Consider the following 13,188-nt stretch of genomic DNA (forward strand, 5'->3'; position numbering starts at 1 on the left):
TAATTCTTTTATTGCTTTATACGAGGGTTGTCAGGATGGTTCTAAAAGGTAAAACCGCTTTAGTCACAGGCTCAACGAGTGGTATTGGTCTAGCGATGGCCAAAGCCATGGCCGCTCAAGGTGCTAATGTGATGATGAATGGGTTTGGCGAGAAGGATGCAGCGATCGCCGAGGTTAGGGCTTATGGAGTAGAGGTCGATTATCACGGTGCTGATATGAGTAAGCCCGATGAGATCGCGCAGATGATTGCTGCTACCGAAAAACGTTTTGGAGCAATTGATGTGCTCATTAATAATGCTGGGATTCAGCATGTTGCGAGCGTGGAAGATTTCCCTGTAGAGCGCTGGGATGCAGTGATTGCAATTAACCTGAGTTCAGCATTTCATGCAACCCGCTTGGCGCTTCCTGGAATGAAAAAACGCAATTGGGGGCGTATTATTAATATTGCTTCCGTTCATGGACTCGTGGCCTCGATACAAAAAGCAGCGTATGTCGCAGCCAAGCACGGCATTATCGGCTTAACCAAGGTGGTTGCACTAGAGACTGCCCGTACGGGAGTCACATGCAATGCAATTTGCCCAGGTTGGGTGTTAACCCCCTTGGTACAAAAGCAAGTCGACGCACGTGCACAGCGCGAGACGATTTCCAATGATGCAGCCAAATTAGCGCTGGTCTCCGAGAAGCAGCCTTCGGGTGAGTTTGTAAAGCCGGAGCAGCTCGCTGCGTTGGCTGTATTTCTGTGCGGACCGGATGCATCGGAAGTCCGTGGTGCCGCATGGAATATGGACGGCGGTTGGACAGCGCAATAAATCACTACCAAAATCAGAATAAAAAGAACTTTGTCATGCATCGAATTGTCATCGTAGGCGGGGGAGCAGGCGGGCTAGAACTGGCTACTCGCTTGGGGGATCGTTATGGCTCTCGCAAAGGAAAACCTGGAAAGTTATCCATTACGCTGATTGATAAAAATCGTACTCATATTTGGAAACCAAAACTCCATGAGATTGCGGCTGGTAGCATGGATTTGGGTGACCACGAAGTTGATTACATTGCGCAGGCCCACTGGCATCACTTTACCTATCGCATTGGTGAGATGATCGGTTTGGATCGCGAGCGCAAAGAGGTCATTGTTGCGCCGTACCGGGATCACCTTGGTACTGAAATTACCCCGCAACGCTCAATTCCTTACGACATTCTCGTCATGAGTATTGGCAGCCTCAGCAACGATTTTGCGACCCCTGGCGTTGAAGAATATGCTTTGCGCCTAGAGTCTCAAGATGATGCTAAAAACTTTCATCATCAAATGCTCAATGCGATTATTCGGGCACAGGCGCAAAGTAATCCTCTCTCACCCGACCAATTGCACGTGGCCATCATTGGCGCAGGGGCAACCGGTGTTGAGCTTGCTGCTGAACTACATCGCACCACCCGCGAAGTTGTTTCCTACGGTCTTGATCGGGTAGACCCCAATAAAGATTTGAAGGTCAGTCTGATCGAGGCCGCTCCCCGAATCTTGCCAGCCTTACCGGGACGTCTATCAAATGCAACTGAATCTTTATTGCAAAAGATGGGTGTTGAGGTGATTACGAATAAGAAAGTGGCGCGGGTGTTTCCGAAAGAGGTTCAGTTTAGTGATAACACGAGTCTACCCGCCGAATTGATTGTTTGGGCAGCCGGGGTCAAGGCGCCTGATTTCCTAAAAGATATTGGCGGCTTGGAAACAAACCGGATTAATCAACTCGTGGTGTTGCCCACGCTTCAAACCACGCGTGATCCCGATATCTTCGCCATGGGCGATTGCGCAGCTTGCCCTTGGCCGGAAGCAAATGAGGGGCAGGGTGGCTTTGTACCGCCGCGTGCCCAAGCAGCGCATCAACAAGCCTCTCATTTATTTAAGCAAATCCAATTGCGTCTTGAGAATAAGCCCCTGAAACCATACCGCTATCGTGATTTTGGATCCTTGGTTTCTTTAGGAAAGTACAGCACCGTTGGCAATATGATGGGCGGCCTCATTGGTGGCAACCTCATGATTGAGGGTGTTTTTGCCAAACTGATGTATTTATCTTTGTACAAAATGCATGAGTTGGCATTGCATGGTTGGGCAAAGGTGAGTCTTGATACCTTGGCGCGCATGATTACGCGTCGCACCGAGCCCCACGTGAAGTTGCACTAATTTAGTTCGCTGCGAACTTGAGCCGAGCGATCCCAGAGATTAGGGATCTGTGGTGAAGAGTAGCCTGAGACAAAGTTTTTGACAGATCCTGTTTGCGGGTCGTAGACATGGCGCTTCACAGCCCCAATATTGCCTCCATAAACATGGATGCTGATTGACGGCTTGTCATCAAAGGCATTCTTCACAATATGAATATCCCCGATGGTTGGGCTGACCTCATCCACATCACCAGGTAATAAGGTTTCTTCGTGACCGATTGCCTCTAATTGACCAGCGGCATTGCGGGCATAGCGTTGACCCTTTTCTGAACCTCGCAGCATGCCAATAAGCCCCCAAACCATATGATCATGAATTGGAGTGGCCTGGCCTGGTCCCCAAACAAAACTGACAACTGAAAAGCGTTCGAGTGGATCGGCATGCAATAAATACTGCTGGTAATACTGGGGGTGGGGAACTGCGCAGAAATCGGGCAACCAATCATCGGTCTTGATCAAATCTTGTAACAAGGCCTTGGCTTTGGGACGGACAATGTCCTCGGCCTGGCTCTGGCCTACCAATTGGGTCATTTCAGCCACAAAATGCCGCAAGGGCGCGATTTGGTCGGTTACAGCAGGGTTTGTCATATAACCATTATATGAATTTTTGATCATTTCTCTAGCAAGCAGCGATTGGCAAAGACCCTTAAAATAACCATGTTCTAATCAATTAATAACAAGGGATTGTCATGTTTGACCCCATTATGTTGAGTCGGATCCAGTTTGCCGCCAACATCACCTTCCATATCTTATTTCCCACCATCACGATTGCTTTAGGCTGGGTCCTGTTTTATTTCAAGATCAAGTTCAATCGTACTGGGGAAGTGTATTGGCAAGAAGCATACCAATTTTGGGTCAAGGTATTTGCGCTCACCTTCGCTTTAGGGGTTGTGAGCGGCATCACGATGAGTTTTCAGTTTGGCACTAATTGGCCAGGCTATATGGAGACCGTCGGTAATATTGCCGGACCATTGCTTGCGTACGAAGTACTCACCGCTTTCTTTCTTGAGGCCACTTTTCTTGGCATCATGTTATTTGGTGCAAAGCGCGTTTCACAGCGCGTTCATACCCTAGCAACCTTCTTGGTAGCCTTTGGCACCACCTTATCGGCATTCTGGATTATCGTGCTCAATTCTTGGATGCAAACCCCACAAGGCTTTGAGATGATCAACGGTCAGGCCCATGCGGTGAGTTGGATGGAGATCGTATTTAACCCATCGATGCCATATCGTTTTGCACACATGATGACCGCCTCATTCCTAACGGTATTTTTCTTACTAGCCGGTTTATCAGCCTATCGTTATCTGCAAGGCAGTCGAACTCAGGCCAATAAGGCCATTCTCAAGTTTGGCATCGTCGCGGCTGCAATTTTGACCCCCATTCAGATTTTCTTGGGGGATATGCACGGTCTCAATACTCTCAAGCATCAACCGGCTAAGTTGGCGGCAATGGAAGGAATCTGGGAGACTGGTAATGGCGTTCCTGCTGTTTTATTTGCCATTCCCGATGAAAAAACCCAATCCAATAAGTTTGAGATTGCGATTCCGAAGCTCGCCTCGTTTTATTTAACTCACGATTGGAATGGCGAGGTCAAGGGCCTTAAAGATTTTGACAAGGCCCCACCAGTCAAACCCGTCTTCTTTGCCTTTCGCATCATGGTTGGAATTGGCATGTTGATGTTGGCTTTATCTTGGTATGGGTGGTGGCGGATGCGGCATGGTCAAGATTTGCCCAATTGGTTAGCTCGCGCTTTTGTCTGGATGACCTTCTCAGGTTGGATCGCAGTCGTTGCTGGTTGGTATGTCACTGAAATTGGACGTCAGCCATATTTGGTACATGGTGTGCTCACTACTGCGCAAGCGGCCACGAAATTGCCTGGTGGCATGGTGTTTAGTAGTTTGATGATGTATTTGTTTCTCTACCTCACTTTAATCGTTGCCTATATCTGGGCCATTTTCTACATGGCACGACAGGCGGATAAAAAGAGTGCGGAGGCGCAATCATCTATCTCAATCCAGCCCGCATCTGCTTCATTTCAAACCTAAATGATCCCAGCTGATTGGTCGCAAGCCTCTGTATGGCTCCCCCTATTTTTCTTGGGGGCGATGGGCTTTGCGATGTTGTCGTATGTCGTGTTGGATGGCTACGATTTGGGAGTTGGTATTTTGCTCAATCGTGCTGGAGATGCTGATAAAGATGTGATGATCTCCTCGATCGGACCCTTTTGGGATGCCAATGAGACCTGGCTGGTACTTGGTGTGGGTATTTTGCTGGTTGCATTTCCATTCGCACATGGCATTGTTCTGACCGAACTCTATTTGCCAGTCGCGATTATGTTGGCTGGATTGATTCTGCGGGGCGTGTCATTTGATTTTCGGGCCAAGGTGAACTTAGCGCAAAAGCCGCTTTGGAACTTCTTATTCTATTTTGGTAGCTTAGTAACCGCGGTATCCCAAGGCGTAATGATTGGGCGTCATATTATTGGGTATGAATCGGGGGTATTGGGTTGGGTCTTTGCTGCCCTAGTCGGTATCTGCTTACCAGCGGGATACGCCTTGCTGGGATCAACCTGGCTCATCATGAAAACGGAGGGTGCGCTGCAGTTGCGAGCGATTTCGTGGGCGCGGGCAAGTTTATGGTTAACCGGATTAGGCATTGCCTTGATCTCAGCAGCAACGCCGTATTTCAGCCCGGAGATCATGAGCCGTTGGTTTAGCTATCCCAACATTGTTTGGTTGGCGCCGATTCCGATTGCGACCGCGCTCTTATTTCTAATCACGGATCGTGCACTGCATCAACTGAAAGCGAACCCCAGCCGGCGAGAATGGCTACCATTCACATCAACGGTTGCGATCTTTTGGTTATCGTTCTTTGGGATTGCCTATAGTTTGTTTCCTTACTTAATCGTCGATCGCATGACGGTGTGGCAAGCGGCCTCATCCACCCAATCCCTTTGGGTTATCTTCTGGGGAGCCATCGTGGTGTTACCAACCATCTTGGCTTATACCTTGTTCTCATACCGCATCTTTAAGGGTAAAACACAGCCACTGAGCTACTACTAAAGAGATCGTTAGAATAGGGTATTCCTTTTAAAGAGTGCCCATGAACGCCGCTGATCTCTCTGCCTTAAAACCGCTTGCTGGAATTCGTGTTCTCGAGATTTGCAATGTCGCCGCAGGACCATTTTGCGCTTTGCTGCTCGCTGATCTCGGCGCTGATGTCATTAAACTAGAGAACCCCGGTGCAGGAGATACACTCCGCGCGTGGCCTCCCCATACCGGCCCTGAAAATGATCGCCTCAGTGAGAACTTTGCTTCCTTAAATCGCAATAAACGCTCTGTTACTTTGGACTTAAAAAACCCAAACGATAACGCAAAAGCTAAAAATTTAATTGCCAACGCGGATGTACTGATTGAGAACAACCGTCCCGGTGTGATGAAACGCCTCGGCCTAGATTTTGATTCAGCCCTTGCCATCAATCCAAAACTGATTTATTGCTCGATTTCGGCCTATGGTCAAACTGGACCACGTGCTAACGAAGGTGGCTTTGATGTCACCATTCAGGCGATGAGTGGCATCATGAGTGTGACCGGAGAGCCCAATGGTGCCCCCGTCAAATGCGGTGTGCCAGTTGCGGATTTCACGGCTGGTTTGTACGGAGCAATGAGTATCTGTGCGCAATTGCGGGCCGTGGCGCAAACGGGTAAGGGCGTCCATATTGATGTACCGATGATGGGTACATCATTAGCAATTGCTGCCTTGCAAACCTCGGAGTATTTTGGGGTTGGCAAAGATCCAGTTAAATTAGGTTCAGCCCATCCTCGTAATGCCCCCTATCAAGCATTTAAGGCCAAAGACGACTATTTGGTCATGGCTGCTGGTACGCAAGCTCTTTGGGAAGCCGTTTGTCAGATCTTGAAGAGTCCTGAACTTTTGCAAGACGAACGCTTTACTAGCACGGCACTGCGGGCAAAAAACCAAATCGCTTTAAAAGAGTTGATCGAAGCAATCTTACAAAAAGATACCGCTGCTAATTGGATTACACAATTTAGCCAAGCAGGTGTGCCATGCTGTCCAATCAATCAATATTCCGCTGTTTTGAATGATCCACAAACCCTTGCGATGGGTTGGGTACAACCCATGGTGATGGCCAATGGTCAAGAAACTAAAACGGTGATTAATCCCATTAAATTTAATGGTGCAACGGCTCCCATTGAGCGCAGACCGCCGCGCTTGGGTGAGCATAATTCGGAGATCGTGGAGTGAATATGAACACCATACGGGTAGAGCATTCGGGGCACATTAAACGAGTCACCCTCAATCGTCCCGAGAAACGCAATGCAATTAGCTATGAGTTAGCTTCCGAGTTGCTCGCCGTCACCAAGGAGGCAGAAACTGATGGCACTCGATTGCTGATTCTACGAGGCGAGGGCCAGGGCTTCTGTGCCGGCTTTGATTTCTCAGACTTTGATGATGCGAGCCCTGGCGATCTGCTATTGCATTTTGTGCGCATTGAGCAAATGCTTCAAGCCATTGCCCATGCGCCATTTGACACGATGGCATTAGCCCATGGACAGACGATTGGGGCGGGAGCGGATTTACTCTTGGCGTGTCGTCATCGGGCGGGTTCGGAGGATATGCGCATGATGTTTCCTGGGGCTCGTTTTGGTCTGATCTTGGGTTCCCGTCGATTAGCAGAGTGCGTTGGTCCTGATCGAGCGCAACAGTTGATTGGAAACCCGCGCCGTATTGATGCGCATCAAGCGAAAGATTTTGGCATCCTGACCGCCGTTTTAGAGGCGACCGATTGGCATGCCTATGAGGCACAGGTTCTAGAGCATATTCTGGAGATTCCGGCGGATGCTCGAGCCATGGCGCTTCATGCTTGCAAACGCGATACCCGTGCCGTTGATTTATATGATCTGGTGCAATCGGGCTCGGTGCCTGATATTAAGCATCGTGTTGCCGAGTATCTAGCAAAAGTGAAAGCCGCAGCGAAGAAATAGCTAAGAAATAATTTAACCCTGACAAATCGTGTCGTACAAGCGATCAACTTTGCCTGCCAGGAGTACCTGGCTTGGCAAGGGGCGATCAACGAGTGTGCGTAAATCTGCTGCGCACTCGAGTAATAAATCCAGGTTCATATTGGTATGAGACCCCATCAGATCCAACATATGAACCAATTCCTCGGTGCAGATATTGCCAGTGGCTCCTGGGGCATAAGGGCAGCCGCCCAGTCCACCTAAAGACGAATCAAAGCGCACAATCCCGGCCTGTACAGCAGCTAGAGCATTAGCTAAGCCCATGCCACGCGTATTATGAAAATGCAACGTCCACTGCGTATTGGGGTACTTGGATTGCGCTTGCTCGCAAATTTCAGTGACTTGACGAGGATTGGCCATACCAGTGGTGTCGCAAATGCTAATACCGCGAACCCCTTGATCAACAAAATGATTAATCCAATGCATTAGTTCATGGATGGGAGTCATGCCGCTCATCGGACACCCAAAGCTAGTTGAAAGCGAGATATTGACGGCCACCTTGGATTGATGTGCCAAGACAATTACCTCGCTCAGAGCTTTGGCAGAATCAGCACGAGACATACGCAGATTGGATTGATTGTGGGTCTCGCTAACTGACATCACGAGATTAAATTCATCAACACCGACTGCAAGAGCGCGCTCAGCACCGCGTAGATTTGGGATTAGGACTGTATATTCGACCCCAGGGACGCGCTCAATGCCACGCATCACGGCCTCCGCATCAGCCAGCATCGGAATAGCCTTGGGGCTTGTAAAGGAGGTCACCTCAATCTTGGCATAGCCAGCATGACTTAAGCGATTAATTAAGCGAATCTTCTCCTCTGTGGGAATGAAACGCGGTTCTGCCTGAAAGCCATCGCGGGTAACCACCTCTTGGATGTAAATCCGACTTGACGGATTGGCTTGAGTTTGACTGGGCATATGACCTCGTTGATTAGACTAATGGTTATGCAAAACCTTATTTTAATTAAGAAAACCCGATTTCGGGATGGATAAAACAAAAATTCCAGAATGGTCTATAGTTACAGCACTGAGTTTTTATCAACGTGTTCGCTCTGTTACTAATAAAGGAAAAAAATGGAACATACATTGCCCCAGTTGCCTTATGCACTTGATGCACTAGCGCCTTATATTTCAAAAGAGACATTGGAGTATCACTATGGCAAGCATCATCAGACTTATGTGACCAATCTGAATAATCTCATCAAGGGAACCGAGTTTGAGAACTCTGGCCTCGAAGAGATTGTTAAAAAATCATCAGGCGGCATCTTTAATAATGCCGCTCAGGTATGGAATCACACCTTCTATTGGTTTGGTTTAAAGCCAAACGGTGGCGGTGCGCCATCGGGTGCCTTAGCAGATGCGATCAATGCGAAGTGGGGCTCGTTTGATAAGTTCAAAGAAGAGTTCACCAAGTGCGCAGTGGGTACGTTTGGATCGGGCTGGGCCTGGTTGGTTAAGAAAGCGGATGGTAGTCTCGATTTAGTATCGACTAGCAATGCTGCGACACCATTAACAACCGATGCGAAGCCACTGTTGACCTGTGACGTATGGGAGCACGCGTATTACATTGACACTCGGAATGCTCGTCCTAAGTATGTCGAGAATTTCTGGAATCTCGTGAATTGGGATTTTGTTAGCAAAAACTTCGCATCCTAAATACAACAAAGAACCCATATGACATCGATTCTGAGCTCTTTAGGTAAGACCGTCCTAGTCGGATTTATCCTGCTTGCCCTCATTGTGGTCACCCTAGGGGGATCCAATGTGGGGAGCTCAGCGTGGGTAACCTTTGCATTTCGTTTCCTGCATGTGATTTCTGGGGTGATGTGGGTGGGCCTGTTGTGGTATTTCAACTTTGTACAGATTCCATCCATGCCAAAGATTCCGGATGAACAAAAGCCTGCGGTGGCGAAAGTGATTGCACCAATGGCCTTGAAATGGTTTCGTTATGCAGCAATGGCTACGGTATTAACCGGATTTACTCTCGCTGTACTCAATGGCTATGCCCATCAAGCATTCACACTCCAGCAACCTTTTTTAGCAATTGGCCTAGGCATGTGGATTGCCTTAATAATGGCGTTTAATGTTTGGTTCGTGATTTGGCCCAATCAGAAACGTGCACTCGGGATTGTTGAAGTTGATGCAGCAACCAAAGCCAAGTCCGCACGTATCGCCATGCTCACCTCGCGGATCAATACGATTCTATCGATCCCCATGTTGTATTTGATGGTAGCTCAGCAAAACGGCGGTTTGTAAGAAAGCCTTCAGTCGTTAAAACTGATAAAGACACCCTGGGTTCTCGCTCAGAACCTGCTTACGAATCTCTGGATCAGGGATCCACACGTGTAGTAAATCTAAAAGATCTGCATCGTTTGGCATCGTTCCTTTGACCATCACATGGGGCCAGTCCGTGCCCCATACCACCTGCCTTGAATTCGCAGCAATCAAGGCATGTGCAAATGGATTGGTATCGGAGTAGGGGATTCTTTCCTCGGTTGTAATTCGATAGGGGCCGGTAAGCTTGACCCAAGCCCGCTCCTCGCGCATTAGCGATAACAGGTTTTGAAATCCACGATCTTTGACGCCAAGATTTGTTTTTAAATACCCAAGATGTCCTAGAACGACTGGGACCGGGAAATTCGATAAGAGTTGTGCGAGGTCGGGGAACTCATTAACGTGCATCAGAAACTCTAAATGCCAGCCAAAGGGTGCAATCTGGTTCGCTAATTTGGTTAATTGCTTGATTGGTAAAACACCTTTCGCTTCAGCAAGATCGACAATATTGCAGCGCACTCCACGAATTCCAGCACGATGAAGATCTTCTAATGCTGTATCGTTAATATGCCAATCCGCCACCGCGACTCCCCGAAAGCGCGATGGATTGGTTTTAATTGCTGCAAGCAATGCACGATTATCGGTTCCATAAATACTGGGCTGGACCAATACCGATCGTTGAACGCCTAGGCTGTCGAGTAGTGCCTGATATTGTGAAAGTAAGGCATCTGGGGGCGTATAGATCCGATTTGGTATGTAGGGATACAAGGATTGAGGACCACAGATGTGCGCATGGCAATCCGTTGCGTTCTCAGAAAGAACGAGACCAGGCTTTTTGAGGGCCTGGTCTGGTGCTTGGCAAAGGGGAGCGTTATTGTGGTTCAATCCCAGCGTCTTTAGCAATCTTGGTGTACTTGCTGATTTCACTCCGAACAAACTTTTCGGTTTCGGCAAGATTCATTGGTTTGATGGTGATGCCTGCTTTGGCATATGCCGATTTCACCTCAGAGTCACCTAGGGCACGATTGATATCCGTATTGAGTTTTTGCAAGACCGCTTGCGGTGTTGCTGATGGTGCCCAAACGCCGACCCACAAACCAATCTCAAAGCCAGAAAAACCTTGCTCAGCAATCGTGGGAATATTGGGGGCTGCCTCAGCGCGGGTGGCACCGGTTACGCCCAATGCGCGAACTTTACCACCCTGAATTTGTGAGATGGCAGTTTGTAAAGGAGCCATGTAGTAGGCGGTACGTCCAGCAATAGTTTCTTGAATCGCTTCAGGAGATCCTTTAAAGGGGACGTGCAGCATTTTGATACCAGCGGTTTGATTGAAATACTCAGCCGCTAAATGGGTTGAGCTACCGACACCAGCGCTAGCAAATGGAATATCACCTGGTTTTGCTTTGGCGGCATTAATCAAGTCTTTAAGAGTCTTATAGGGGCTATCAGCCGACACAACAAGGGCGTATGGACTGCTTCCTAAAATATTGACATCGGTGAGGCTCTTTAGGTCATAAGGCAGTTTTTTATAAATGGCAGGATTGGCGGCATAGGATGCGGATTGAACCAAAAGGGTATAACCATCAGGTTCAGAGTTCACCACCACACCAGTACCTAGCAAGCCACCAGCACCGGGACGGTTTTCAATAATGACGGGTTGCTTCCAGGTTTCTGAAAGGCTTTTAGCAACAATACGCCCAGCAATGTCAGCACCCGATCCAGGCGTGAGAGGCACGACCATTTTGACGGTTTTGTTAGGATAGTTAGCTGCCGCGCTTTGTGCTTGAATTGGCAGGCTAAATGCCCCAGCAAATGCAAGCGTGGTTACGCCAATCAGATATTTCTTGAAACTAAATTGCATGATGTCTCCTTTTTATTATGACTGCTTGTCTACTATGCCACAGAATCTAAAAATCCCCGCAGTGCATGGTTGAACTCAGCCGGTTTTTCGATATTGGATAGATGGGCCGCTTGATCAATCGCGATCAGCGAAGAATGGGGAATAAGCCGATGCAGGACGGTGGATTGCTCATAGGTACACGCTGGATCCTGCCTACCTAACAAAATCAGAGTTGGCGCCTTAATTTTCAAGAGCATCGTCGATTGCGCCATATCCCGAACGGCACTGGCGCAGCCCAGATAGCCCTCCACTGGTGTAGCTAAGATCATCTTTCGTACCCGTTCAATTTGATCTGGCTCGCGCTCAATAAAATCGTTTAAGAACCAACGTTTGATCGTTCCATCTACGAGGCCGGCGATTCCTTGTGATCTCACAATGGCAAAACGCTCCTCCCACATGCTGCGCGGAGGCATCTCGCTGGCGGTATCACAAAGACTTAGCGATAGAACACTCTCTGGATAGTTAGCACCAATGTATTGGCAAATCATGCCCCCCATGGAGAGACCTGCAAAATGCGCCTTCTTAATTCCCAGAGCATTCATCAGGGCAACCAGATCTTCCGCTAGAAGGGCAATGCTATAGGGGCCCGGCGTTACTTCGCTTTGACCATGGCCGCGCGTGTCATAACGAATCACTCGATAGCGGTCAGTGAGCGCAGGCAGAGTGCGATCCCACATTTCTAAACTGGACATCAGGCTATTACTCAAGAAAACGGGGGGACCATTCTCCGGACCATCGATTTGATAAGCGATCTTGATTTGATTAGCATTTATAAACTGTCTCATGGTTTTATCTCCTTGAGACGCTATTTTTACACTAATAAATCTTAGCTTCTCCAGCAGGTCGATTCTTAAAACGCTTATGGACCCAATAGTATTCGGCTGGACGCAGACGAATCGCATTTTCAAAGCATTGATTAAGTCGAGCGGTATCGGCTTCTTCATCATCACTTGGAAATGACTCAAGTGCTTTACCGATATGACAAATGTATCCAGAGCGATCAGGATTAAGAGTTGTTTGCATAATACAAACTTCGGCACCGCTGAGTTTGGCTAATCGTGAAATCGCGTTAATCGTATTGGCTTGAACACCAAAGAATGGAACAAATACCGAGTCTTTGATACCAAGATCGATATCAGGTGCGATGAAAACAAAATTACCATTTTTAATCTCTCGGACCGTCTCGATGAGATGCCCTTGCCTTGGAATGGATCGTCCACCAAAGCGACCGCGCCACTCGATGATCTTTTGATCAAAAAATGGATTTTTCATCTTTTGATAGAGCGTCACTCCCCGCGGCCAATCCATTTTCTCGGCTAAGGCACACAAAGCAATGCCACCTTCAATGCCTACAAAATGGGGGTTGACCAAAATGCGGGGCTTTCGGTCCCCTAATTCAATTTCAGAATCAATCTGAATCATTTCATTGATCTGAGCGGGGGTGCCAAGCCAAATCCGACTGCGTTCCAAAATACTGCGCCCAAATAACTGCCAATGTTGCAAAGCCAACACCTCAATTTCTTTAGCAGATAGTTTTGGAAAACAAAGACGTAAGTTAATTAAGACCACGCGCTGACGATCGCTTGGTATATGGGCGACGATCCATCCTAAACCACGACCCAGTTGAATAATCCATGCATATGGAAGAATTAGGACAAAGCGTAACAGTGATACAGAGAGGTGGTTAAAAAAGGTTTGCAAATAAGTCCTCGTGAGGTATCACTATATACCTCAATAAAGACCCTACAAACTATAGCGTAA

General features: G+C 48.1%; 14 protein-coding genes. 8 read left to right on the plus strand and 6 right to left on the minus strand.

Features of this window, described 5'->3' with window-relative positions:
• The first annotated feature begins 35 nt into the window (after positions 1-35).
• Complete coding sequence (locus tag QUE61_RS03440; RefSeq protein ID WP_286307679.1) at positions 36-809, plus strand: 3-hydroxybutyrate dehydrogenase; 774 nt, start codon at positions 36-38, stop codon at positions 807-809.
• 35 nt (positions 810-844) lie between these two features.
• A complete protein-coding gene (locus QUE61_RS03445) occupies positions 845-2,173 on the plus strand; it encodes an NAD(P)/FAD-dependent oxidoreductase (protein WP_286307681.1) in 1,329 nt (442 codons plus the stop codon).
• Here QUE61_RS03445 and QUE61_RS03450 read toward each other — a convergent pair.
• Positions 2,170-2,796, minus strand: a complete 627-nt coding sequence (locus QUE61_RS03450) for a cysteine dioxygenase family protein (protein WP_458574720.1) — start codon at positions 2,794-2,796, stop codon at positions 2,170-2,172. The genes QUE61_RS03445 and QUE61_RS03450 overlap by 4 nt on opposite strands.
• 101 nt (positions 2,797-2,897) lie before the next feature.
• On the opposite strand from QUE61_RS03450, the gene QUE61_RS03455 reads away from it, so the two are divergent.
• The 4 genes from QUE61_RS03455 to QUE61_RS03470 are packed head-to-tail and all read left to right on the plus strand — an operon-like array spanning position 2,898 to position 7,214.
• Complete coding sequence (locus QUE61_RS03455; protein WP_286307683.1) at positions 2,898-4,253, plus strand: cytochrome ubiquinol oxidase subunit I; 1,356 nt, start codon at positions 2,898-2,900, stop codon at positions 4,251-4,253.
• Positions 4,254-5,270 carry a cytochrome d ubiquinol oxidase subunit II gene (locus QUE61_RS03460; RefSeq protein WP_286307686.1) on the plus strand — a complete coding sequence of 339 codons (1,017 nt, stop codon included), beginning with the start codon at positions 4,254-4,256 and terminating at the stop codon, positions 5,268-5,270. It abuts the gene before it with no gap.
• Positions 5,271-5,310: 40 nt separating this feature from the next.
• Positions 5,311-6,474, plus strand: coding sequence for a CaiB/BaiF CoA transferase family protein (locus QUE61_RS03465; protein WP_286307688.1), 1,164 nt, complete (start codon positions 5,311-5,313; stop codon positions 6,472-6,474).
• 2 nt (positions 6,475-6,476) lie between these two features.
• Positions 6,477-7,214, plus strand: a complete 738-nt coding sequence (locus tag QUE61_RS03470; protein ID WP_286307690.1) for an enoyl-CoA hydratase/isomerase family protein — start codon at positions 6,477-6,479, stop codon at positions 7,212-7,214.
• A 12-nt stretch (positions 7,215-7,226) separates the two neighbouring features.
• Here QUE61_RS03470 and QUE61_RS03475 read toward each other — a convergent pair whose 3' ends face one another.
• Positions 7,227-8,171, minus strand: coding sequence for a hydroxymethylglutaryl-CoA lyase (locus tag QUE61_RS03475; protein WP_286307692.1), 945 nt, complete (start codon positions 8,169-8,171; stop codon positions 7,227-7,229).
• Between the two features lie 156 nt (positions 8,172-8,327).
• Between QUE61_RS03475 and sodB the strand changes: the two genes are divergently transcribed.
• Positions 8,328-8,909: a superoxide dismutase [Fe] gene (gene sodB, locus QUE61_RS03480; RefSeq protein WP_286307694.1), complete on the plus strand. Its 582-nt coding sequence runs from the start codon at positions 8,328-8,330 to the stop codon at positions 8,907-8,909.
• Between the two features lie 18 nt (positions 8,910-8,927).
• Positions 8,928-9,509, plus strand: coding sequence for a urate hydroxylase PuuD (locus tag QUE61_RS03485; RefSeq protein ID WP_286307696.1), 582 nt, complete (start codon positions 8,928-8,930; stop codon positions 9,507-9,509).
• Between the two features lie 15 nt (positions 9,510-9,524).
• On the opposite strand, the gene QUE61_RS03490 is transcribed toward QUE61_RS03485, so the two are convergent.
• Genes QUE61_RS03490 through QUE61_RS03505 form a run of 4 tightly spaced genes read right to left on the minus strand, consistent with a single transcriptional unit; the run spans position 9,525 to position 13,128 of the window.
• Complete coding sequence (locus tag QUE61_RS03490) at positions 9,525-10,412, minus strand: amidohydrolase family protein (RefSeq protein ID WP_286307697.1); 888 nt, start codon at positions 10,410-10,412, stop codon at positions 9,525-9,527.
• A complete protein-coding gene (locus tag QUE61_RS03495; RefSeq protein ID WP_286307699.1) occupies positions 10,399-11,388 on the minus strand; it encodes a Bug family tripartite tricarboxylate transporter substrate binding protein in 990 nt (329 codons plus the stop codon). The genes QUE61_RS03490 and QUE61_RS03495 overlap by 14 nt, the downstream gene beginning before the upstream one ends.
• Before the next feature lie 32 nt (positions 11,389-11,420).
• A complete protein-coding gene (gene pcaD, locus QUE61_RS03500; RefSeq protein ID WP_286307701.1) occupies positions 11,421-12,212 on the minus strand; it encodes a 3-oxoadipate enol-lactonase in 792 nt (263 codons plus the stop codon).
• Between the two features lie 31 nt (positions 12,213-12,243).
• Positions 12,244-13,128, minus strand: coding sequence for an LpxL/LpxP family acyltransferase (locus QUE61_RS03505; RefSeq protein WP_286307705.1), 885 nt, complete (start codon positions 13,126-13,128; stop codon positions 12,244-12,246).
• Positions 13,129-13,188 lie beyond the last annotated feature (60 nt).

This window comes from Polynucleobacter sp. HIN5, assembly GCF_030297555.1.
GTDB lineage: Bacteria > Pseudomonadota > Gammaproteobacteria > Burkholderiales > Burkholderiaceae > Polynucleobacter.